The sequence below is a fragment of the Leifsonia poae genome, from assembly GCF_050632195.1.
GTDB lineage: Bacteria > Actinomycetota > Actinomycetes > Actinomycetales > Microbacteriaceae > Leifsonia > Leifsonia poae_C.
The window spans coordinates 2,644,452-2,666,320 of the sequence record NZ_CP192580.1; the positions used below are offsets into that span (position 1 = coordinate 2,644,452).

The window sequence follows — 21,869 nt, forward strand, 5'->3', positions numbered from 1 at the left end:
GACACGTGACCACGAGCCAGACCGACCCCCTGATCGGACGTCTTATCGACGGCCGCTATCAGGTGCGCTCGAGGATCGCCCGCGGTGGCATGGCCACCGTCTATCTGGCGACCGATCTGCGGCTCGAACGCCGGGTCGCCATCAAGGTCATGCACGGCCACCTCGCCGACGACAGCGTGTTCAAGAGCCGCTTCGTGCAGGAGGCCAGGTCGGCCGCGCGCCTCGCGCATCCGAACGTCGTCAACGTCTTCGACCAGGGGCAGGACTCCGACATGGCCTACCTGGTTATGGAATACCTCCCCGGCATCACCCTTCGCGACCTGCTGAAGGACTACGGCAAGCTCACCCCCGAACAGACGATCGACATCATGGAGGCCGTGCTGAGCGGCCTCGCCGCCGCGCACAAGGCCGGGATCGTGCACCGCGACCTCAAGCCCGAGAACGTGCTACTCGCCGACGACGGCCGGATCAAGATCGGCGACTTCGGGCTTGCCCGCGCGGCCAGCGCGAACACGGCGACGGGGCAGGCACTGCTCGGAACGATCGCCTACCTCTCTCCCGAGCTCGTCACCCGTGGCGTCGCGGATGCTCGCAGCGACATCTACGCGCTCGGCATCATGATGTACGAGATGCTCACCGGCGAGCAGCCCTTCCAGGGCGAGCAGCCGATGCAGATCGCATATCAGCACGCCAACGACGCGGTGCCGACGCCGAGCGCCAAGAACCCGTCAGTTCCCGCCGAGCTCGACGATCTCGTGCTCTGGGCGACCGCGAAGGACCCGGACAAGCGTCCGCACGACGCGCGCGAGATGCTCGACCGGTTGATCGAGGCCGAGAAGTCCATCCGCGGCGACGCCGGTCCCCTGCAGCAGACGATGGTCCTGCCTCCGGCGTACGGTCCCGGAATCGACGAGGGCGACACCCAGATCATCAACCCGGCGATCCGACAGCAGGTCGCCGCAAGCGCACCCGACAGCGTTCAGACACTGACCGACGTCACAAAGCGCCGACGCGGCAAGGGCTGGTGGCTCTTCGCGTTGATCATCGTGCTCGCGGGCGTCGCGGGCGGCACCGGCTGGTATTTCGGCTCCGGACCGGGTTCGACCGTCCAGATCCCGAATGTTGCCGGCAAAGCGCCGGCGGATGCGATCGCGACCCTCAAGCAGCTGGGCTTCGAGACGAAGCAGGGCGTCGAGTACAGCACGACGATCGCGACCGGGCTCGTCTCGGCGACCGACCCGGCGTCCGGTTCGGCCGCGAACCGGGGAAGCATCGTCACGGTCAAGGTTTCCCAGGGCCCGAAACCCATCAACCTTCCGGCTCTCGCCGGACAGCCCGTGGACGCAGCGAAGAAGTCGATCATCGACAACGGCGCCGTCGTGGGTCCGATCACGGAGCAGTTCGACGCGAAGATACCGGCGAACACCGTGATCTCGGCCGCCGACGCGGCAGGCGCAGACCTCTCGGCGGGCGGCGCCTCTCTCGAAGGCACCAAGGTGAGCCTCGTGGTCTCAGTGGGCCCGGTGCCGGATGTGGCCGGCAAGTCGGTCGCCGCTGCGCAGGCCGCGCTGAAAGACGTCGGACTCCTGACGCAGCCCGGTCCCGAGACTTACAGCGACACGGTCGAGAAGGGCCTCGTGATCTCGGCTCAGCCGCAGAAGGACGGCCCGGTGAAGCCCAACGACACCCTGCTGCTCGAGACGTCGAAGGGCCCAGCGCCCGTCGCGGTTCCGGATGTCGTCGGCAAGACCTGGGACGTCGCCAAGAAGGCCCTCAAAGACGCCGGCTTCAATCTCCAGTACAGCCCGATCGCAGACGTGGCGCCGAACGCATTCGTCGTGTCGAAAGTGTCCCCGGGCGCAGGCACCGTCCAGCCCAAGGGCACGAGCCTCTCGATCAACTTCGCCGGCTTCTGACAACCCGCAAAGAAGAGGCTCACCGGTTCGTCCGGTGGGCCTCTTCTCGTTCAGCTGGGTCACCGCTGATCAGCGGTTGGCGAGCTCCTCGGCGACGAGGAAGGCCAGCTCGAGCGACTGCATGTGGTTGAGTCGCGGGTCGCAGAGCGACTCGTAGCGCGTGGCCAGCGTCGCCTCGTCGATGTGCTCGGAACCGCCCAGGCACTCGGTGACGTCGTCTCCCGTGAGCTCGACGTGGATGCCGCCCGGATGCGTTCCGGCCGCGCGGTGCGCCTCGAAGAAGCCCTTCACCTCGTCGACGACGTCGTCGAAACGACGGGTCTTGTATCCGGTCGGAGTGGTGAGGCCGTTGCCGTGCATCGGGTCGGTGACCCACAGCGGGGTCGCGTCGCTCGCTTTGATCGCCTCGAGAAGCGGAGGGAGCGCATCCCGGATCTTGCCGGCACCCATGCGTGTGATGAACGTGAGGCGCCCCGGCTCGCGGTTCGGATCGAGCTTGTCGATGAGCTGCAGCATCGTCTCGGGTGTGGTGGTCGGACCGAGCTTCACGCCGATCGGGTTGCGCACCCGGGACAGGAAGTCGACGTGCGCCCCATCGAGGTCGCGCGTGCGCTCACCGATCCACACGAAGTGCGCCGACGTGTTGTACGGCGTTCCCGTGCGGGAGTCGATGCGGGTCATCGGGCGCTCGTAGTCCATGAGCAGACCCTCGTGGCTCGAGTAGAACTCGACGCGCTTCAGTTCGTCGAAGTCGGCGCCAGCCGCCTCCATGAACTTGATCGCTCGGTCGATCTCACGGGCAAGACCTTCGTAACGCTGGTTCGCCGGGTTCGCGGCGAAGCCCCGGTTCCAGCTGTGCACCTGGCGCAGATCGGCGAAGCCACCCTGGGTGAAAGCCCGGATGAGGTTCAGCGTCGAGGCCGCCGTGTGGTAGCCCTTCACCAGCCGCTGCGGGTCTGCCTGACGCGACTCGGGGGTGAAGTCGTAGCCGTTCACGATGTCGCCGCGGTAAGCCGGCAGGGTGACGCCGCCGCGGGTCTCGGTGTCGCTGGAGCGCGGCTTGGCGAACTGGCCCGCCATACGACCCATCTTGATGACGGGCATGGACGCGCCGTACGTGAGCACAATGGCCATCTGCAGCACGGTCTTGACGCGGTTGCGGATCTGATCGGCGGTCGCCCCGGCGAAGGTCTCGGCGCAGTCGCCGCCCTGCAGGAGGAAGCCCTTGCCTTGAGCGGCGGCGCCGAGGCGCGTGCGCAGCTGGTCGACCTCGCCGGCGAAGACGAGCGGCGGCAGAGTGGCGATCTCGGCAGACGCGGCAGCTGCGGCCTCGGGATCCGGCCACTGCGGCTGCTGCTTCACCTCGAGCGTGCGCCAATAGTCCAGCCCTGCAATCACAGACTCGTCAGCCTTCACGACGGGATCAGTGGTGTCTAGCACAGGACTTCCGCTCAACTCGGGGCGCGTCGATCTGTTCGCACGCCAGTGGGGTGCCGGCGGCACGGATCGAGTGCGCCGGTATCTGAGCCTATCGCGAAAGCGAAGCCCGCTTTTCTTTCACGCTGCTGGCGTAGACGTCGTCATATTCCTGCTCGCTCAGAGCGTGCAGCTGGTACATGATCTCGTCGGTCACGGAGCGGAGGATGAAGCGGTCGCCTTCCATCCCCTCGAAGCGCGAGAAGTCGATCGGCTTGCCGATCACGATGCCGATCCGGCCGACTTTCGGCAGGCGGGTTCCGATGGGCATGATCTTCTCGGTGTCGATCATGGCGACGGGAACGACCGGCACCTGGCCCTCGAGGATCATCCGCGCGACGCCGGTGCGCCCACGGTACAGCTTTCCGTCGGGGCTCCGGGTGCCCTCGGGGTAGATGCCGAGCATCTCACCCCGCGCAAGCAACGCGAGACCCGTGTTGAGCGAATCCTCTGAGGCCTTGCCGCCGGAGCGGTCGATCGGGATCTGACCTGTCGCCGTCATGAACGTCTTAGTCGCCCAGCCTTTGAACCCTTTGCGCGTGAAGTAGTCGCTCTTGGCGAGAAACGACATCCGTCTGTCGACGACCAGCGGCAGGAAGATCGAGTCGATGAACGACAAGTGGTTGCTGGCGAGGATCACGGCGCCCTTGGCCGGAACGTTCTCGAGCCCGATGACCCACGGCCGAAAGATGCCCTTGAGCAGGGGACCTGCGATCAGGTGCTTCATCAGCCAGTAGAACACCGGCTCAGCCTAACGCCCCGTCGCGTGCAGGCGCGCGAGATCGGCCGCGCCGACCGCTCCGGCGTCGTTGACGAGCTCGGCGATCTTGAACTCGGGCTCAGGATGGAATCCCCGTGCCGGCAGGTTCTCCAGATACGCGAGACGGATCGGCTCGAGCAATTGCTCCCCCGCCTGCGCGACACCGCCACCGAACACGAACACCTGAGGGTCGAGCACTGCGCCAAGGCTCGCGCAAGCCTGACCGAGCCAGTCGCCCAGCTGGCGGAGGGCGGCGAGCGCTCCCGCATCCCCCGCCCCGATCAGGTCGCTGATGTCGGCGCCGCTGATGGTCCCCGTGCGGTCGCGCACATCGGCGAGCGCCTGACCGATCCCACCAGCGTCGGCGAGCTCGTTGGCCATCCTTTGAAGGGCACGGCCCGAACCGTACTGCTCGATGCAGCCGCGAGCGCCGCATCCGCACGGCAGGCCGCCCGGTACCACGCGCATGTGCCCGAGTTCTGCGCCCGCACCGAAGCCGCCGCGGAACAGACGGTCGTTGCTGACGATCGCGCCGCCGACGCCCGTGCCGATGGTCAGGATGACCATGTCGCTGACGAGACGTCCGGCACCGTACCGGAACTCCGCCCAGCCGGCCGCGTTCGCATCGTTCTCGATGATGATCGGCAGGTCGACGCGCTTCTCCAGCTTCTCGCGCAGCGGTTCGAGCCGCCAATTGATGTTCGGCGAGTAGTAGACGGTCGACTGCGCGGCGTCGAAGAAGCCGGCCGCGGCGACCCCGGCCCCGGCGATCTCCTCCGGTCCATCGGCCAGGCGCTCGATCATCGCGACGACGGCGTTCTCGATCTCGATCGGCTCCGAAGCCTCGGTCGGAACGCGATCCTCGCGGACGATGGTTCCGAACTCGTCGACCACGGCTCCCGCGATCTTCGTTCCGCCGATGTCGATCCCGATCGCGTGCACAGGCAGCAGCCTTTCTTTGAAGCATGGGTGGGCGGTGCGGCGGACGGCCACGGCCAGATCACTCACATCCGCACCATCTAGAGTGTAGTTAACCAGTTTGGCCGAGGCCATTCGGGTCGTTTACCCGCCTTTTCCGACCGGTACCGAGGGAGTTACCGTGAAACAGTTCGATACCCCAGCGCTTCACCCCGCCGACCCGACGGCCAACGCCACCGACCTGCTGGTCGACCGCGTCACCGCGACTCCGGATGCGCCGCTGTTCTCCATCCCGAACGGCGACGCCTGGGACGACATCACCTGCGCCGAGTTCTACCGCCAGGTCATCGCGCTCTCGAAAGGCCTTGTCGCCAGCGGCATCGAGCCGGGCGACAAGATCGGCCTGATGTGCAAGACGCGCTACGAGTGGACACTCATCGACTTCGCCACCTGGTTCGCCGGCGCGGTGCTCGTCCCCGTGTACGAGACCTCCTCGCCGATGCAGGTGCAGTGGAACATGAGCGACTCGGAAGCGATCGCGATCATCCTGGAGACCCCGGACATGTTCGCGCGCTTCGACGAGGTGCATCCTGAGCTCCCGGAAATCCGCAAGGTCTGGCAGCTGCACCTCGGCGACCTCGACAAGCTCGCCGCGGCTGGCGTCGACGTGCCCGACGAGGAGATCGAGCGCCGCCGCAAGCTGGCGAACGCCGACGATATCGGCACGCTGATCTACACCTCGGGCTCGACCGGCAAGCCGAAGGGATGCGTTCTCACCCACGGCAACTTCGTGGAACTCTCGCGCAACTCGGCCGAGGCGCTCAGCGAGGTCGTCGAAGAAGGCCGCGCATCCACTCTCCTCTTCATCACCACCGCACACATCTTCGCTCGCTTCATCGCTGTGCTCTGCGTCACTGGCGGTGTCAAGGTCGGCCACCAGGCCGACACGAAGCAGCTTCTGCCGGCTCTCGCCAGCTTCAAGCCGACCTTCCTGCTTGCGGTGCCGCGCGTCTTCGAGAAGGTCTACAACTCGGCCGAGCAGAAGGCCGAGGCCGGCGGTCGGGGCAAGATCTTCCGCAGGGCGGCTGACGTGGCCGTCGCGCATTCCAAGGCCGTGGAGGCCGGTTCGGTCCCGTTCGGGCTGCGCGTGCAGTTCGCGATCTTCGACCGGCTCGTCTACAGCAAGCTGCGTGCGGCCATGGGTGGCCGCGTGAAGTTCGCCGTTTCGGGATCCGCGCCCCTCGGCTCGCACCTCGGTCACTTCTTCCACAGCCTGGGCATCAAGATCCTCGAGGGCTACGGCCTCACGGAGACGACCGCACCTGCGACCGTCAACCTGCCCGACAAGTTCAAGATCGGAACGGTCGGGCCCGCACTTCCTGGAGTCTCGGTCCGGCTCAGCGACGACGGCGAGATCCAGGTCAAGGGAATCAACGTCTTCAAGGAGTACTGGAAGAACCCCGAGGCGACCGCCGCAGCGTTCGACGACGGCTGGTTCCTCACCGGAGACCTCGGCAGCTTCGACGACGACGGTTTTCTCGCGATCACGGGTCGCAAGAAGGAGATCATCGTCACCGCCGGCGGCAAGAACGTCTCCCCCGCCGCCCTCGAAGACCCTGTGCGCTCGAACCCGTTGGTGAGTCAGGTCATCGTGGTTGGCGACCAGAAGCCTTTCATCGCAGCCCTCGTCACCCTCGACACCGAGATGCTGCCGACCTGGCTGGCGAACAACGGTGAGGACAAGAACATGACCCTCGCCGAGGCATCCGTGAACCCCGCGGTCAACGCGGAGATCCAGCGCGCGATCGACCTGGCGAACTCCCATGTCTCGCGGGCGGAGTCCATCCGCAAGTTCGTCATCCTGGCGACCGACCTCACCGAGGCGAGCGGTCACCTCACGCCGAAGCTCAGCATCAAGCGGAACGTCATCATGAAGGACTTCGCCGACGTGGTCGAGGGCATCTACTCCGGCTCGCCGGCGACCCAGGGCATCTCACTCGCCCACTGAGCTAGACCTCGTCGCGCCAGGAGTGCTCGGGCTCGTACCCGAGCACCCGGCGCGCCTTGGCGATCGAGAGCAGGGTGTCGTTGACGCCCAGGTCGCCCTTGAGCGGCACGCCGGGGAACACCTCTTCGACGAGTTCCGCGTTCGGGCGGCTCATCACGGTGTCGGCCGCAGCGATGATGAAGCGGTCGAAACCGGTCGTCTCGAGCTCGAGGGCTCGGCGGATGGCCTGGGCGCCGTCGCGAGCGTCAATATAACCCCACAGGTTCCACTTGCGCTTGAGCGCGTCATCGTCGAACGACGGGAACGCCGCATAGTCCTCGGGCGCCATCACGTTGGAGAACCGCAGGGCAACGATCTTGAGCGTCGGATCCCACCGCACCAGCTCGATCGCCATCTGCTCCTCGAGGTGCTTGACCAGCGAGTACGTGCTCTCGGGCCGAGCCGGGTACTCCTCGTCGACCGGGATATACGGCGGCGGCACGTCGAACGGCAGGCCGAGCACGGTCTCGCTCGACGCGTAGACGATGTTCTTGATCCCTGCCCGCTGCGCCGCGTGGAAGACGTTGTAAGTGACGCGGATGTTGTTGTGGAACGTCGCGACGTCGCTCAGGATGCCCGGGGCCGGGATCGCGGCGAGGTGCACGATCGCGTCGAACCCGTCGTGCTTGTCCTGCACCCCGAGGATCGCTTCCACCGTGTCGCCGAAGTCGGTGAGATCGACTCGGACGAATCCGGGACCCCGCTCCCCCGTCGAGTCCAGATTGATGACCTCGTTACCCGCTGTCGCGAGTTCGCGCACGACCGTGCGCCCGAGCTTTCCTGATCCTCCAGTGACCGCAATTCGCATGCCGTCAGTCTAGTGAGCGGGCCTCCCCACAGAGCGCCCGCCGGATGAGGGACCGCTCAGAACCAGTCGCTCTCGCGCACCTGTTTCATGGCCTCTCGGCGGCTCTCCTTGTCGAGCCGGTCGAGGTACAGCTTGCCGTCGAGGTGGTCGGTCTCGTGCTGCAGCGCCTGCGCGAGCACGCCCGTGCCGGAGATCTCGATCTCGTTGCCGTCGAGGTCTGTTCCCACAGCGCGCGCGAACGGATACCTGGCCGTCTTGAACCAAAGCCCTGGCACCGAGAGACATCCCTCGTCGACCAGCTCGGGCTCGCCCGAGACCTCGACGAGTACCGGGTTGATGATGTACCCGATGTCACCGTCGACGTTGTAGCTGAAAGCCCGCAGGTTCACGCCGATCTGCGGCGCGGCGACGCCGGCCCGGCCTGGCGGGATCACGGAGTCGATCAGGTCTTCGACCAGTCCGCGGATGCCCTCGTCGACCTCCATGATCGGGTCGGAGACGGTCTTCAGCACGGGGTCGCCGAACAGGCGGATCTGTCGTTCGGTCACAGGGAACTCCTCGGTGGTGCGGGACGGGGATGTCGCAGCGGGCTCAGCCGCGGTTGGTCGGCAGGCCCTCGACGACGAGTGCGGCGAGCGTGCGGGCCGACTGCTTCGTGAGCGGCTTCAGGTCTTTGTACGAGACGACGGAACCGGCGGCGAGCTGCGGGTCGTAAGGGATGCGCACGACCTCGCGCACGCGCGACTTGAAGTGCGACTCGATCTCGTCGAGCTTCACCAGGTTCGTGCCCTGGGTCGCGGTGTTGAGTGCGACGATCGCGTTGCGGACCAGGTCTCCGTAGCCGTTCGCCTCCAGCCAGGTGAGGGTCTCGGATGCGAGACGCGCCTCGTCGACGCTGCCGCCGGACACGATGACCACCGAGTCTGCCCGCTGGAGTGTCGCACGCATCACCGAGTGCACGATTCCCGTGCCGCAGTCGGTGAGCACGATCGAGTAGAACCGCGCCGTCAGGTCGGCGACGACGTTGTAGTCGTTCTCGTCGAACGCCTCGGACAGCAGTGGGTCCGTGTCGGAGGCCAGGATGTCGAGCCGGGTCTCATCGCGCGAGACGAGGGCCGAGAAGTCCGTGAAGCCGCCGATGCTCGGGGCCTTCTGCACCACATCCCGAACCGTGGCCCTGGTCTGCTTGGTGACGCGCTCGGAGAGCGTTCCGCGGTCGGGATTGGCGTCGATCGCCACGATGCGGTCTTCGCGGGCGTCGGCCAGCGCCATGCCGAGCAGCGTCGTGACGGTGGTCTTGCCCACCCCGCCCTTGCGGGTGAGCACGGGTACGAACCGCGTTCCGCCCTCGAACTGCTTCTGGATGCGGTGGTCGAGCTCTTTGCGAGCCCGCACCTTGGCGGAGTCGCCCAGGTTGACCAGGTGGAACGTGACCGCGTAGACGAACTGCTGCCAGCCGCCCTCGGGGCCGGGGCGCGTCTTGCGGTTGACCTCGAGCAGGCGGTCGGCCGTGAGCATCGCTGCCGGCTCCGGCTGCAGCGAGTGCTCCCCGCGCAGCCGGTCACGTCGTGACTGACTGAACGCGTCGGAGCCAGGGAGGGGCGGGATGTCCGCTTCCGCGCCCTTCTGCGTGGCCGTTGGGCCGGTGGTGAGACGCGAGGCGACGATCGCGACCGACATCGTGGTCGGCTCGGTCGGCGACGCGACGAAGCCCGGGTTGACGGGGACGTCGTCGATGGCGACGGCGACCTCGTCTTCTGGAGCCTCGTGCGTGGGCGCCGGCGGCATGTCGACGACGATGCTGAGGTTCTCGGGAACCGAGACCGTCAGGTCGTCCTCTGTCGTCGCGAGCTCGCCGGGCTCGCCTTTCTCGGGCTTGTCTGCCACGGGGTTGTCTCCTTCTGGCGCCCGTCAGAGCGCCTGGCATAGTTTACCGGTCCGCGGCGACCTGCCCGAAGGCTCCAGCGCTCAGGCGGGGGTGACCACCACGAGGAGGTCGCCGGCGTCGACCTGCTGGGTCTTCGGGATGGCGAGCCGCTCGACGGTGCCGGCGATGGGGGCGGTGATGGCCGCCTCCATCTTCATGGCTTCGATCGACGCGACCGACTGGCCCGCGGCGACCGTGTCGCCTACGGCGACCTGCAGCGTGACCACACCCGAGAACGGCGCCGCGACCTGTCCCGGCTTGGCCGAGTCGGCCTTCTCGGCCGCCTTGGCCTCGACGACGATGCTGCGGTCGCGCACGAACACCGGACGGAGCTGCCCGTTGAGCGTGGTCATGACCGTGCGCATCCCCTTGTCGTCGGCTTCGCCGATCGCCTCGAGGCCGATGTAGAGACGCACGCCCTTGTCGATCTCGATGACGTGCTCCGTGCCCTGCTTGAGGCCGTAGAGGTAGTCGAGAGAGTCGACGACCGAGAGGTCGCCGAAGAGCTCGCGGCTCTGCTCGAAGATGCGGGTCGGAGCCGGGAAGAGCAGACGGTTCAGAGTCGCGCGGCGCTCCGAACTCGAGCCCTCGAGAGCCTTGGCATCTTCCGCCTTCAGATCTTCGACGCCGACTTTGATGGTCTTTCCGGCCAGCACCTTGGTGCGGAAAGGCTCGGGCCAGCCTCCGGGCAGCTCGCCCAGCTCGCCAGCCATGAAGCCGACGACCGAGTCGGGGATGTCGTAGTTCTGCGGGTTCTCGGCGAAGTCGGCCGGGTCGGCGTGCACGGCTGCGAGGTGCAGCGCGAGGTCGCCGACGACCTTCGACGACGGGGTGACCTTGGGGATGCGGCCGAGGATCTGGTTCGCAGCCGCGTACATGTCTTCGACGAGCTCGAAGTCCTCGGCAAGGCCCAGCGCCTTCGCCTGCTGGCGCAGGTTGGAGAGCTGACCACCGGGGATCTCGTGCTTGTACACGCGGCCAGTCGGGCCGGGCAGACCGGACTCGAACGGCTTGTAGACGTGGCGCACGGCCTCCCAGTACGGCTCGAGATCGTTGACCGCGGCCAGGGAGATGCCGGTGTCGCGCTCGGTGTGAGCCAGGGCGGCGACGAGGGCGGATGCGGACGGCTGGCTCGTGGTACCCGCCATCGGCGCGCTTGCCACGTCGACCGCATCCGCACCGGCGCGGCTGGCCGCGAGCAATGTCGCGAGCTGGCCGCCGGGGGTGTCGTGCGTGTGGACGTGCACCGGGAGATCGAAGCGCTCACGGAACGCGGCGACGAGCTTCTCGGCGGCGGCGGGACGCAGCAGGCCCGCCATGTCCTTGATCGCGAGGATGTGCGCGCCCGACTCCACGATCTGCTCGGCGAGACGCAGGTAGTAGTCGAGCGTGTAGAGGTCTTCGGACGGGTCGAGCAGGTCGCCCGTGTAGCAGACGGCGACCTCGGCGACAGCCGTTCCCGTGGCGAGCACCGACTCGATCGCCGGACGCATCTGCGAGACATCGTTGAGGGCATCGAAGATGCGGAAGATGTCGACACCGGTGGCGGCGGCCTCGCGCACGAACGCATCCGTCACCTCGGTCGGATACGGCGTGTAGCCGACCGTGTTGCGACCACGGAGCAGCATCTGGATGTTGATGTTCGGCAGGGCCTCGCGGAGGGCCGCCAGGCGGTCCCACGGGTCTTCGCCGAGGAAGCGCAGCGCGACATCGTAGGTCGCGCCGCCCCACGCCTCGACCGAGAGCAACTCGGGAGTCATCCGGGCGACATACGGCGCCACCGCGAGCAGGTCGCGGGTGCGGACGCGGGTCGCGAGGAGCGACTGGTGCGCGTCGCGGAACGTCGTCTCGGTGACTGCGAGTGCCGTCTGCTTGCGCAGGGCATCCGCGAATCCGGCCGGGCCCAGCTCGAGCAGCTTCTGGCGCGACCCCGACGGGGCGGGTGCGGACAGGTCGATCTTCGGCAACTTGTCGACCGGAGCGTGCGTCTCGGGACGGGTGCCGTTCGGCAGGTTGACGGTGACGTCGGCCAGCCAGTTGAGCACCTTGGTGCCGCGGTCCTTGGATGCGCGGCCCTTGAACAGCTCGGGACGCTCCTCGATGAACGACGTGCTGACGTCGCCGGCGATGAAGTCGGGGTCGTCGAGCACGGCCTGCAGGAAGGGGATGTTCGTGGAGACGCCGCGGATGCGGAACTCGGCCAGGGCGCGACGGGCACGGCTGACGGCTGCACCGAAGTCGCGGCCGCGGCAGGTGAGCTTGGCGAGCATCGAGTCGAAGTGGGGGCTGATCTGCGCACCCGGGTTGATCGTTCCGCCATCGAGACGGATGCCGCCGCCGCCGGGCGAACGGTACGTAGTGATCTTGCCGGTGTCTGGGCGGAATCCCGCGGTGGGGTCCTCCGTCGTGATGCGGCACTGGAGGGCGGCGCCCCGGATGTGCACGGTCTCCTGGCTGAGGCCCAGGTCGGCGAGGGTCTCCCCCGCGGCGATGCGCATCTGTGACTGCACGAGGTCGACGTCGGTGATCTCCTCGGTGACCGTGTGCTCGACCTGGATGCGCGGGTTCATCTCGATGAAGACATGCTCACCCGCGCGCTCACCGGCAGTGTCGAGCAGGAACTCGACGGTTCCGGCGTTCTCGTAGTTGATCGACTTGGCGAAGGCGACTGCGTCCCGGTAGAGAGCCTGACGCACGTCTTCGTCGAGGTTCGGGGCCGGAGCGATCTCGATGACCTTCTGGTGACGGCGCTGAACCGAGCAGTCGCGCTCGAACAGGTGCATCGTCGCGCCCTGGGCGTCGGCGAGGATCTGCACCTCGATGTGACGCGGGCGGAGCACCGCCTGCTCGAGGAACATGGTCGGGTCGCCGAACGCGCTGTCGGCCTCGCGCATGGCCTCTTCGAGGGCACCGCGCAGATCGGCCTTGGTGTTGACGCGGCGCATGCCGCGCCCGCCGCCGCCGGCGACGGCCTTGGCGAAGATCGGGAAGCCGACCTCGTCGGCCTGCGAGATGAGCAGGTCGATGTCTTTGGAGGGCGGGGTGGACTTCAGCACCGGCACGCCGGCCGCCATCGCGTGCTCCTTGGCGGTGACCTTGTTGCCCGCCATCTCGAGCACGCGCGGGGCGGCCCGATGAAGGTGATGCCGGCTTCGCGTGCAGCCTCGGCCAGTTCGGGGTTCTCCGACAGGAAGCCGTAACCCGGGTAGATCGCGTCGGCGCCCGACTCGAGCGCGACCCTGATGATCTCCTTCACATCCAGGTAGGCGCGCACCGGATGCCCCGGCTCGCCGATCTGGTAGGCCTCATCCGCTTTGAGGCGATGCATGGAGTTGCGGTCCTCGTACGGGAATACGGCGACGGTCTGAGCGCCCAGTTCATAGGCGGCCCGGAAGGCGCGGATGGCGATTTCACCGCGATTGGCAACGAGGATCTTACGGAACATTGGGACCTTTCGAGCAGGGGGCTAGGCCACACAGCAAACGGTTAGGTTCTCTAAGACTAGTGAAGGTAACGTAGTCGATTGTGCACGTACTCAGCGTTAGTTCCCTCAAAGGTGGTGTCGGTAAGACCACGGTGACGCTGGGCCTGGCTTCCGCAGCTTTCGCCAAAGGCCTGCGAACACTCGTCGTCGATCTCGACCCTCAATCCGATGTGTCGACCGGCATGGACATCCAGGTCGCCGGTCACCTGAACGTCGCCGATGTGCTCGCCTCCCCAAGGAGAAGATCGTGCGCGCCGCGATCGCGCCGAGCGGTTGGACGAAGAACCGGTCGGGCAAGATCGATGTCATGATCGGCAGCCCGTCTGCGATCAACTTCGATGGCCCGCACCCGAGCATCCGGGACATCTGGAAGCTCGAGGAGGCGCTCGCCAACGTCGAGCACGACTACGAGCTCGTGCTCATCGACTGCGCTCCGTCGCTGAACGCCCTCACTCGCACGGCCTGGGCCGCGAGCGACCGGGTTGCCGTCGTCACTGAGCCCGGCCTGTTCTCTGTCGCCGCAGCCGACCGCGCTCTGCGCGCGATCGAGGAGATCCGCCGCGGCCTCTCCCCGACTGCAGCCCCTCGGCATCATCGTGAACCGTGCCCGCGTGCAGTCGCTGGAGCACCAGTTCCGCATCAAAGAGCTGCGCGACATGTTCGGTCCGCTCGTGCTCAGCCCCCAGCTCCCCGAGCGCACGTCGCTTCAGCAGGCGCAGGGCGCCGCGAAGCCGCTGCACGTCTGGCCGGGCGAGAGCGCGCAGGAGATGGCGCACAACTTCGACATGCTGCTGGAGCGTGTGCTGCGCACCGCCCGCATCGGCGAGTACGCAACGGCGCCGTAAACCCCAAGCAGGTCAGAGCGCGTCAAAGAATGCGCCCAGTCGGCGTCAGTCGGAGTGGTTCAGGATGCGCGGGTGACCCGGCGAGCAGCGAGCTCGTCCATCGGGTCGATCGTCTGGGTGTCGAGCTCGACGAGCGAGGACTCGACCTCGCGAAGAACCTTGCCGACCGCGATCCCGAAGACGCCCTGCCCACGGCTGACGAGGTCGATGACTTCATCGTTGGACGTGCAGAGGTAGACGCTCGCGCCGTCGCTCATGAGCGTGGTCTGGGCGAGGTCGTTCACACCGGATTCACGGAGCTGGTTGACGGCCGTACGGATCTGCTGGAGCGAGATCCCGGTGTCGAGCAGACGCTTGACCAGCTTGAGCACGAGGATGTCGCGGAAACCGTAGAGACGCTGTGAGCCCGAGCCCGCCGCGCCGCGGACGGTCGGCTCGACCAGCCCCGTGCGTGCCCAGTAGTCGAGCTGTCGATAGCTGATGCCAGCCGCGCGGGCCGCGACAGCGCCGCGGTAACCGCTGGCGTCGTCCATCTCGGGCAGGCCGTCGGTGAACAGCAGGCCGAGGTCGTACCGGGGCGTGTCGTTGTCACGACTCAGTTCACTCATGTGTTTGCCTCTCGCCCCTGATTGGTTTGCGCACGTCCGACGCCGCATCATCCACGGTACCCACCCCCAGGGCCCCGGGCAACGACATTCGTCGTTTCCGGGTCGGCGTGTCGAACCCTGTCCCGCCGATCAAGGCTGGATTCGGGAGAGCGCCGCGCGAATGATGCTCGCGCGCACCACGTCGAGCTGCCCTGAGATCTCGCGGGCGAGCTCTGCGGTCTTTGCGCGGCTCGACACTTCTCCGCGGCGTGCGATCGGCACCAGCGCCGTCTCGATCAGTCCGAGCTCGCGTTCGGCGGCAGCTCGGAAGCCCCGCAGGTGACGCGGTTCGATCCCGTTCCGCTGGAGCTCGACGAGCGCCTTGAGAACGGACGCCGACTCTTCGCCGTAGACCTCGGCGGGGGCGATGACGGACGCGCTGACCGCATCCTGAAGCAGCTCAGGACTCGCGCCGCACTCGCGCAGCAGCTCGGTGCGTTTGAACCGGCGACCGCTCGGCAGCATCGACGGTCCAGCGCCGCCCGTGGTTCCCGGCATCGGCGGGTTGAGCCCGGCGTCGAGATCCGCGAGGTAGGCCTTGATGACCTTGAGCGGCAGATAGTGGTCGCGCTGCATCCCGAGGATGATGCGCAGCCGCTCCAGGTCGGATGGAGAGAATTTGCGATAGCCGGATGCGGTGCGCGCGGGCGTGATCAGCCCGCGCTCCTCGAGAAAACGGAGCTTGGACGACGAGAGGTCGGGGAACTCGGGCGTCAGACGCGCGAGCACCTGACCGATACTCAGCAGTGAGGGCGAGGCCGCGGCTCCGGCTCGCGCCGTCTGCCGCGCCACTAGCTCTGCGCCGGGGCGGCGAGGTCGGCGCGGGAGGCGTAGAAGGTGAGACGGAACTTGCCGATCTGGACCTCGGCCGAATCGGACAGCAGCGCGCTCTCGATGCGAACCCCGTCGTAATAGGTGCCGTTGAGCGACCCGAGGTCGCGCACCTCGAAGGCCGTGCCGCGACGGAGGAACTCCGCGTGGCGACGGGAGACCGTCACGTCGTCGAGGAAGATCTCGGCGTCAGGATGCCGCCCCGCACTCGTCACATCGGCATCGAGGAGGAACCGAGCGCCCGTGTTCGGACCGCGGCGCACCACGAGGAGCGCCGAGCCCGAGGGCAGAGCGGCGATCGCCTCCTGCTCCTCCGCGGAGATCTCGGGGTCGACGGGGTACATCTTCGAGACGAACTCCTCGCCGAAGCGCGCAGTCGTATCTTCGTTCCCCGCGGCAGCTGGACGCAGTGGTTCGTTCGCGGCGTCGCCCGCCGGCGTGTTCGGATTTACTTCTTCAGGCACCGTCAACCTCCTTGGCGTCAAGCGTATCCGATCAGTCGCCACTGTCGTCGGCCCCCAGAGGGATTACACGGCGGATGACGCGGGACGTCTCGCCGATGTACACGAACCCCGCCCACCAGTAGAGGAACGCCCCCCACAGGGCGAACGCCCACCCCAGCGGAAGAGAGAACGGTGCGACGGCGTCGAATGCCTCTCCGAGCATCAACAGCGGAAGGGCCCAGAACAGGCAGAACGTCGCGACCTTTCCGAGGTGATGCACAGGGAGAGGGCCGTAGCCGTGGTTCGCGAGGATGACTCCGAGCACCGCGAGCATCACATCCCTGGCCAGAATGACGATGACCAGCCACCACGGGAGGACATCGCGCCAGGCCAGTCCGATGAGCGCCGCGAAGATGTACAACCGATCGGCTGCGGGGTCGAGCAGCTGCCCGAGGCGGACACCTGGTTGAGCCGCCTGGCGAGGTAGCCGTCGAGGAAGTCGGTGATGCTCGAGACGACCAGGACGAGCAGCGCCAAAGCGTCCTCGCCGCGGATGATGTACACCAGAAAGACCGGGACGAGGGCGAGGCGGACGAAGCTGAGCACGTTCGGGATCGTCCAGACCCGCGAACTGACCCCGCCGGCGCCGATTCCATCCACGGGAAACGAGTCTAGTGACCACCCCCGATGCCTAGGATGAGCACGTGGAGCCTTTCATCGTCTGTCTTTGGATTTTCGCCGGCATCTGTGCGGTCACCTGGGTGCTCTCGCTCATCACGGGCGAGCACTCGTGGGTCGACCGCATCTGGTCGATCGTGCCGCTCGCATACGTGTGGGTCTTCGCGGGCTTCGCCGGGCTCCAGGATGCGCGGCTCAACCTGATGGCGATCCTCGTGACGCTCTGGGGCATCCGGCTGACCTTCAACTTCGCCCGCAAGGGCGGCTACGAGCCGGGCGGTGAGGACTACCGCTGGGAGGTTCTGCGAGGCCGGATGAAGAACTGGCAGTTCCAGCTGTTCAACCTGTTCTTCATCGTGATCTACCAGAACGCGCTCCTCCTGCTGATCACACTTCCCGCCTGGACGGCTTATGAGCACCAGTCCCCGCTGAACGGGCTGGACATCCTCGTGGCGATCGTCTTCCTCGCCCTGCTCGTCGGCGAGACCGTCGCCGACCAGCAGCAGTGGAACTTCCACCAGAACAAGAAGTCGGAGATCGCGGCGGGTCGGCAGCCGGCGACCCGATTCCTGCAGACCGGGCTGTTCCGCTATTCGCGCCACCCCAACTTCTTCTTCGAACAGGCGCAGTGGTGGGTGCTCTTCTTCTTCGGCTGCGTCGCCGCCGGTTCGGTGCTGCAATGGACCGTCATCGGCCCGCTCCTGCTGACGGGGCTCTTCATCGGCTCGACGGTCTTCACCGAGAGCATCTCGCGCTCGCGCTATCCGGAGTACGCCGAATACCAGCAGCGCACGTCACCCATCGTTCCGTGGTTTCCTCGGCGCGGTGGAAGCGAGGCCGTCACAGCCCAGCAGTGACCGTCTTCTCGGTCGAGCCGGGACCGCGCTTCGCCGGTTTGGGGAAGGCGGCTCGCATGTGGTCTGAGTCGAGGTAGTCGGCGACCCCGATCAGGATGAGGCTGAACAGGATCTGCTCGGTCACCATCCAGAGCGGATACAACCCGGGAATCGCGGCGATGACCAGTGTGACGACCGGGAAGATCTTCGCGAAGAGCCGCAGCCGGGAGTACGCCCAGTAGTAACCCTTCTGCGCGCGCCAGGCGAAGTAGAACAGGGTGATGGTCATGCCGAGCACGACGGCCGAGCGCATCCACACCGCCCACTGGACGTTCGTGCCCGTCGCCTGTAGCACCGCTGCGATGACCACCGCACTGACCCCGAGCACCATCTCGGCGACGAGCAGCCAAGTGATGACGACGAATGCCCTGCGGGTTCGCGGATCCTCCCGCGACTCCGGGGAGATCGTGTAGTCGGCGTGCCTACCTCCGGCGATCCGGTCGAGAAACCGAAGAAGTGACTCCATGCGTCAACGGTAACAAGGCCGACTCGCGTGTGCTTCCACTCGGCTATCGAGCTGAGCGCGTACCGTTGGGGGATGTCTTGCATTCGGTTCAACACCCCGGCTCAGCGCCAGGCGATGCGGGAGCACCGACCGGCGATGCTCACCGCCGAAGAGGCGGAGGCCCTGCATCCGTCGCCGCCGGTGACGGAGAGCAAGATCCGGCGCCTGCGACTGCTGGCCGTGCACGAGAATCCGAAGATCCGCGAGAGCGTCGCCAGCAGCTACAACACGCCCGACGACGTCTTCCTGGCGCTCGCCCGCGATCCTGACATCGGCGTGCGCGGCTGCGTCGCCAAGAACGAGGCGACGCCGTGCGACATCCTCAGGATGCTCGCCGACGACCGCTCCGAGACCGTGCGCGGGTGGGTGGCCGTCAACTACTTCGTTCCCGAAGACGTCATGGCCAAGCTCGCCGAGGACAAGAGCAAGACCGTGCGCAGCCTCGTGAAGTGGAAGTCCCAGCTGGCCGAAGTCGGCTGATCGTGGCCGAACCGTCGACGGTCCGTGTCGACTCGTGGGCCTGGGCCGTGCGCCTCTACAAGACGCGCTCCGCGGCCGCCTCCGCATGCAAGGCGGGGCATGTGCGGGTCAACGGCGAGAAGGCCAAGCCGGCGCAGCCTCTGCGGGTGGGCGACGAGGTGCGGGCGCGAGTGGCCGACACCGAGCGCATCCTGATCGCCCGACGGCTGATCGTGAAGCGGGTCGGAGCGGTCGTGGCCGTCGAGTGCTTCGAGGACCGCACTCCCCGCCGCCGCCGAAAACCGAGGAGCCGCTGGCGGTCGTGCGCGATCGCGGCGCTGGACGTCCGACGAAACGCGATCGGCGCATCCTGGACCAGTTCAGGGGCCGCTGATGGCCGTCGCGCGGATCGGGATCTCGGGATGGACGTACGCTCCGTGGCGCGGAACGTTTTATCCGAAGGGCCTCGTCCACCGTGACGAGTTGAGGTTCGCCGCCGAACGGCTCGACTCGATCGAGATCAACGGCAGCTTCTACTCGCTGCAGCGTCCGACGAGCTATCAGCACTGGGCGCAGACGACTCCGGACGACTTCGTGTTCTCTGTCAAGGGCGGCCGGTACATCACCCACATCCTGAGGCTGAAGAACACACGCGGGGCGCTCGCGAACTTCTTCGCCTCGGGCGCGCTCGCGCTCGGACCGAAACTCGGGCCGCTGCTCTGGCAGCTTCCGCCCAACCTTCCCTTCGATCCCGAGGCTGTGTCCGCCTTCCTGGCGAGCCTGCCGCGCACGACCACTGCGGCGGCGGCATTAGCGGCGGAGAGCACGCTGGAGAGCGACCGCACGTTTCTCGATCCGGGCCCGGATCGTCCGCTCAGGCACGCCATGGAGGTGCGGAACCCCACGTTCGACGACCCGGCCTTCGTGAAGATCGCCCGCGATCAGAACATCGCGATCGTGGTCGCGGACACGGCAGGCCGGTATCCGGTGCTGCGCGAGGTGACGACGGACTTCATGTACGCGCGGCTGCACGGCGACGTGGAGCTCTACACGAGCGGATACACCCCCGAAGCACTGACGCGCTGGGCTCAGGATGTCCGGGGCTGGCTCGCCCACGACCTCGACGTCTACGTGTACTTCGACAACGACGTGAAGGTCCGATCGCCGTACGACGCGATGGCGCTCCGAGAGCTGCTCGCCTAAGCGCGCCCGGGGTCGCCTGGTTCTGCGGGCCTAGTCCTGCAGAACGGAGAGCACATTGCCGGCCGGGTCGCGGAACCAGGCGATGTCCGGGCCTCGGTTGGCCGCACGCCCGCGAGCGATGCCCTTCTCGTCGGTGGGGAGGTTCGGGTCGTCGTAGATCGTGGTCTTCACGCCCTTGGCGTTGAGATCGTCGACCGCGGCGTCGATGTCCTCGACCACCAGATTCAGGATCGTGAAGGAGGCGGGTTCGTGGTCGCCTTTCGGGTAGATGAAGACGTGACCGCCGGAAGGAAGCTCGAGATCGAGGTTGCCCATCGCCCCGTCGGAGATGGTGAGCCCGAGGGTCTCGCCGTAGAAGGCTTTCGCCGCGGCGATGTCGTTGACGCTGAAACCGCTGAAAACATCGAGTGAAGTGACCATGCGGTCAACTCTGCTCTCTGCCACCGACGCTCGTCTAGACGAGACGCTCGTCTAGACGAAGCGCTCGTCTAAACGAAGCGGATGCTCTCCTGCAGCCGCGTGCGCAGCTCGAAGGCCCGGTCGACGCTCTCCCGACCGGCGTTGTTCGCGCCGTTGCGCAGCACCTGGGGAAGAAGGGACCGCCGAACGAGGAGCGCGCCTGCCAGACGGCCGCGCTCGATACGGTCGTACGGAACGGCGAGTGCGTCATCCGGAACCACGATGATCAGGCCGGTGAACTTGACGCCGACCTGACGGGAGAACGTCTTCGTGTCGCGGAGGAGGTCGTGGAAAGGCTCTTCGTCGGCGTCGACGGTGGGACCGACGATGTCGCCCTTGGCGAGCTTGACCTCTCCACCCCAGTCCGCCGAGCGGATCGCGAACAGACCGGCCGGGCCGAGCACGACGTGGTCGAGCTTGGCGTCGGAGCGGGGATGCACGGCCACGTCGTTCCAGATCGTGAAGCCGATCCCGAGCCCGGTGACGGCACGCGCCGTAGCCTCTTCGGCGAGCGCGACGGCGAGCAGCAAGCGGATCTCCCGCGGTGCCGAACGCACAAGACCTGGCTCGTACGGGTCTTTGAGGTCGGTGCCGCGCCCCACCCACTCGCGCATCAGCGTGAGGTAGCGCTCGCGTGCCTGACCGCCGGGATGCCCGTAGCTGCGTGCTCGAACGGTCGCGCCGCGGGACTGCGAGCGGGTCGCGTGGAAAGTCGCACTGAAGCCGCTGCCGTCCGCGCCGCCGTCGGCGATGTCGGCGCTGTATCCGCCCTCCCCGCGGTCGTACCGTGCGCGGTCCTCGGGGTCGCCGATGAGTTCCCAGGCGACCTGAACGGCCTGGAAGCGTGAGGCCGAGCCTCCGGTGTCGGGATGCGTCTCCCGCAGCAGGCGACGATAGGCGCGCCGGAGCTCCTCGTGCGTGACACTAGCCGGCACGCCGAGCACCTCGTACGGGCTGGGCGAGAGTGGGCTGTCGCTCATCGGCGGTATTCGGCTTTCTCGGTCTGTTCTTCGACTGCTTATCGACGATACCGTGGACGGGCTGAGAGCCCGCTCGTGGCGAGCCGAGAGCTGGATGCAAAAAGAGACTGTCACCGATCGCTATTGAGGACACAATCTGACCGGTATCGCCCATAGCGTGGAAGTACACCGACAGAAAGGCACATCATGGCAATCACCGATTGGCGGATCGAGCTCATCATCCTCCCCGTCACCGACGTCGACCGTACGAAAGCGTTCTACGTGGATCAGGTCGGGTTCGTCGCCGACTTCGACCAGACGGTCACCGAGTCCCTGCGGTTCGTGCAGCTCACCCCTCCCGGGTCCGCCTGCTCGATCGCGTTCGGCATCGGGCTCACCGAGATGGAACCCGGGTCGCAGCGCGGCCTGCAGGTCGTCGTTCCCAATGCCGACGACGCCTACGAGCACCTCCGCTCGAACGGCGTGGAGGCGACTCCGGTCGACGAGCAGCCCTGGGGCAGGTTCGTCACGTTCGCCGACCCCGACGGGAATGTCTGGACGCTGCAGGAACTGCCGCCGCGTCCCTGATCGGACCGCTGGAGCCTGCG

At 66.9% G+C, this 21,869-nt stretch carries 18 protein-coding genes and 4 pseudogenes; 8 read left to right on the forward strand and 14 right to left on the reverse strand.

Annotated features, from left to right (window positions below):
• Positions 1-5: 5 nt before the first annotated feature.
• The gene (pknB, locus tag ACQ86A_RS13350) at positions 6-1,916 is read left to right on the forward strand and encodes a Stk1 family PASTA domain-containing Ser/Thr kinase (protein ID WP_431277490.1); all 1,911 of its coding nucleotides are present in this window, start codon (positions 6-8) and stop codon (positions 1,914-1,916) included.
• Positions 1,917-1,985: 69 nt separating this feature from the next.
• On the opposite strand, the gene ACQ86A_RS13355 is transcribed toward pknB, so the two are convergent.
• From ACQ86A_RS13355 to ACQ86A_RS13365, 3 genes are all read right to left on the reverse strand, one after another.
• Entirely contained in the window at positions 1,986-3,314 is a 1,329-nt protein-coding gene (locus ACQ86A_RS13355) for a class II 3-deoxy-7-phosphoheptulonate synthase (RefSeq protein ID WP_431280446.1), read from the reverse strand.
• A 130-nt stretch (positions 3,315-3,444) separates the two neighbouring features.
• Positions 3,445-4,134: a lysophospholipid acyltransferase family protein gene (locus tag ACQ86A_RS13360; RefSeq protein ID WP_431277491.1), complete on the reverse strand. Its 690-nt coding sequence runs from the start codon at positions 4,132-4,134 to the stop codon at positions 3,445-3,447.
• Positions 4,135-4,143: 9 nt separating this feature from the next.
• Positions 4,144-5,094 carry an ROK family glucokinase gene (locus ACQ86A_RS13365; protein ID WP_431280447.1) on the reverse strand — a complete coding sequence of 317 codons (951 nt, stop codon included), beginning with the start codon at positions 5,092-5,094 and terminating at the stop codon, positions 4,144-4,146.
• Positions 5,095-5,251: 157 nt separating this feature from the next.
• Here ACQ86A_RS13365 and ACQ86A_RS13370 point away from each other — a divergent pair, with 157 nt between their 5' ends.
• The gene (locus tag ACQ86A_RS13370) at positions 5,252-7,078 is read left to right on the forward strand and encodes an AMP-dependent synthetase/ligase (RefSeq protein ID WP_431277492.1); all 1,827 of its coding nucleotides are present in this window, start codon (positions 5,252-5,254) and stop codon (positions 7,076-7,078) included.
• A gap of 1 nt (position 7,079) precedes the next feature.
• On the opposite strand, the gene ACQ86A_RS13375 is transcribed toward ACQ86A_RS13370, so the two are convergent.
• From ACQ86A_RS13375 to ACQ86A_RS13390, 4 genes and pseudogenes are all read right to left on the reverse strand, one after another.
• Positions 7,080-7,925 carry an NAD-dependent epimerase/dehydratase family protein gene (locus ACQ86A_RS13375; RefSeq protein ID WP_431277493.1) on the reverse strand — a complete coding sequence of 282 codons (846 nt, stop codon included), beginning with the start codon at positions 7,923-7,925 and terminating at the stop codon, positions 7,080-7,082.
• 56 nt (positions 7,926-7,981) lie between these two features.
• A complete protein-coding gene (gene def / locus ACQ86A_RS13380; protein ID WP_431277494.1) occupies positions 7,982-8,473 on the reverse strand; it encodes a peptide deformylase in 492 nt (163 codons plus the stop codon).
• 43 nt (positions 8,474-8,516) lie between these two features.
• The gene (locus ACQ86A_RS13385; RefSeq protein WP_431277495.1) at positions 8,517-9,812 is read right to left on the reverse strand and encodes an AAA family ATPase; all 1,296 of its coding nucleotides are present in this window, start codon (positions 9,810-9,812) and stop codon (positions 8,517-8,519) included.
• 81 nt (positions 9,813-9,893) lie between these two features.
• Positions 9,894-13,297: pseudogene (locus tag ACQ86A_RS13390) on the reverse strand (pyruvate carboxylase).
• Positions 13,298-13,377: 80 nt separating this feature from the next.
• Here ACQ86A_RS13390 and ACQ86A_RS13395 point away from each other — a divergent pair.
• A pseudogene (locus ACQ86A_RS13395) lies at positions 13,378-14,181 on the forward strand (ParA family protein).
• A 59-nt stretch (positions 14,182-14,240) separates the two neighbouring features.
• Here ACQ86A_RS13395 and ACQ86A_RS13400 read toward each other — a convergent pair.
• The 4 genes and pseudogenes from ACQ86A_RS13400 to ACQ86A_RS13415 form a co-directional block, all read right to left on the reverse strand.
• Positions 14,241-14,789: a MerR family transcriptional regulator gene (locus ACQ86A_RS13400; protein ID WP_431277496.1), complete on the reverse strand. Its 549-nt coding sequence runs from the start codon at positions 14,787-14,789 to the stop codon at positions 14,241-14,243.
• 129 nt (positions 14,790-14,918) lie between these two features.
• Positions 14,919-15,620 carry a transcriptional regulator FtsR gene (gene ftsR / locus ACQ86A_RS13405; RefSeq protein WP_431277497.1) on the reverse strand — a complete coding sequence of 234 codons (702 nt, stop codon included), beginning with the start codon at positions 15,618-15,620 and terminating at the stop codon, positions 14,919-14,921.
• Complete coding sequence (locus ACQ86A_RS13410; protein ID WP_431277498.1) at positions 15,620-16,123, reverse strand: FHA domain-containing protein; 504 nt, start codon at positions 16,121-16,123, stop codon at positions 15,620-15,622. Before ACQ86A_RS13410 ends, ftsR begins: the two co-directional genes overlap by 1 nt.
• A 31-nt stretch (positions 16,124-16,154) precedes the next feature.
• A pseudogene (locus tag ACQ86A_RS13415) lies at positions 16,155-16,762 on the reverse strand (CDP-alcohol phosphatidyltransferase family protein).
• Positions 16,763-16,806: 44 nt separating this feature from the next.
• Between ACQ86A_RS13415 and ACQ86A_RS13420 the strand changes: the two are divergent.
• The gene (locus tag ACQ86A_RS13420; protein WP_431277499.1) at positions 16,807-17,637 is read left to right on the forward strand and encodes a DUF1295 domain-containing protein; all 831 of its coding nucleotides are present in this window, start codon (positions 16,807-16,809) and stop codon (positions 17,635-17,637) included.
• Here ACQ86A_RS13420 and ACQ86A_RS13425 read toward each other — a convergent pair.
• Complete coding sequence (locus tag ACQ86A_RS13425) at positions 17,621-18,142, reverse strand: hypothetical protein (RefSeq protein ID WP_431277500.1); 522 nt, start codon at positions 18,140-18,142, stop codon at positions 17,621-17,623. The genes ACQ86A_RS13420 and ACQ86A_RS13425 overlap by 17 nt on opposite strands.
• A 72-nt stretch (positions 18,143-18,214) precedes the next feature.
• Between ACQ86A_RS13425 and ACQ86A_RS13430 the strand changes: the two genes are divergently transcribed.
• The 3 genes and pseudogenes from ACQ86A_RS13430 (at position 18,215) to ACQ86A_RS13440 (ending at position 19,843) form a co-directional block, all read left to right on the forward strand.
• Positions 18,215-18,661 (forward strand): hypothetical protein, encoded by a 447-nt coding sequence (locus tag ACQ86A_RS13430; protein WP_431277501.1) that lies wholly within the window; start codon positions 18,215-18,217, stop codon positions 18,659-18,661.
• A gap of 2 nt (positions 18,662-18,663) precedes the next feature.
• Positions 18,664-19,034: pseudogene (locus ACQ86A_RS13435) on the forward strand (RNA-binding S4 domain-containing protein).
• Entirely contained in the window at positions 19,034-19,843 is an 810-nt protein-coding gene (locus ACQ86A_RS13440) for a DUF72 domain-containing protein (protein WP_431277502.1), read from the forward strand. Before ACQ86A_RS13435 ends, ACQ86A_RS13440 begins: the two are co-directional and overlap by 1 nt.
• A gap of 30 nt (positions 19,844-19,873) precedes the next feature.
• Here the strand turns inward: ACQ86A_RS13440 and ACQ86A_RS13445 are convergent, their stop codons facing one another.
• Together ACQ86A_RS13445 and ACQ86A_RS13450 are read right to left on the reverse strand one after the other, a co-directional pair.
• A complete protein-coding gene (locus ACQ86A_RS13445) occupies positions 19,874-20,263 on the reverse strand; it encodes a VOC family protein (RefSeq protein WP_431277503.1) in 390 nt (129 codons plus the stop codon).
• Between the two features lie 68 nt (positions 20,264-20,331).
• The gene (locus ACQ86A_RS13450) at positions 20,332-21,282 is read right to left on the reverse strand and encodes a J domain-containing protein (protein ID WP_431277504.1); all 951 of its coding nucleotides are present in this window, start codon (positions 21,280-21,282) and stop codon (positions 20,332-20,334) included.
• A 186-nt stretch (positions 21,283-21,468) separates the two neighbouring features.
• Here ACQ86A_RS13450 and ACQ86A_RS13455 point away from each other — a divergent pair, with 186 nt between their 5' ends.
• A complete protein-coding gene (locus ACQ86A_RS13455) occupies positions 21,469-21,849 on the forward strand; it encodes a VOC family protein (RefSeq protein ID WP_431277505.1) in 381 nt (126 codons plus the stop codon).
• The last annotated feature ends 20 nt before the right edge of the window (positions 21,850-21,869 follow it).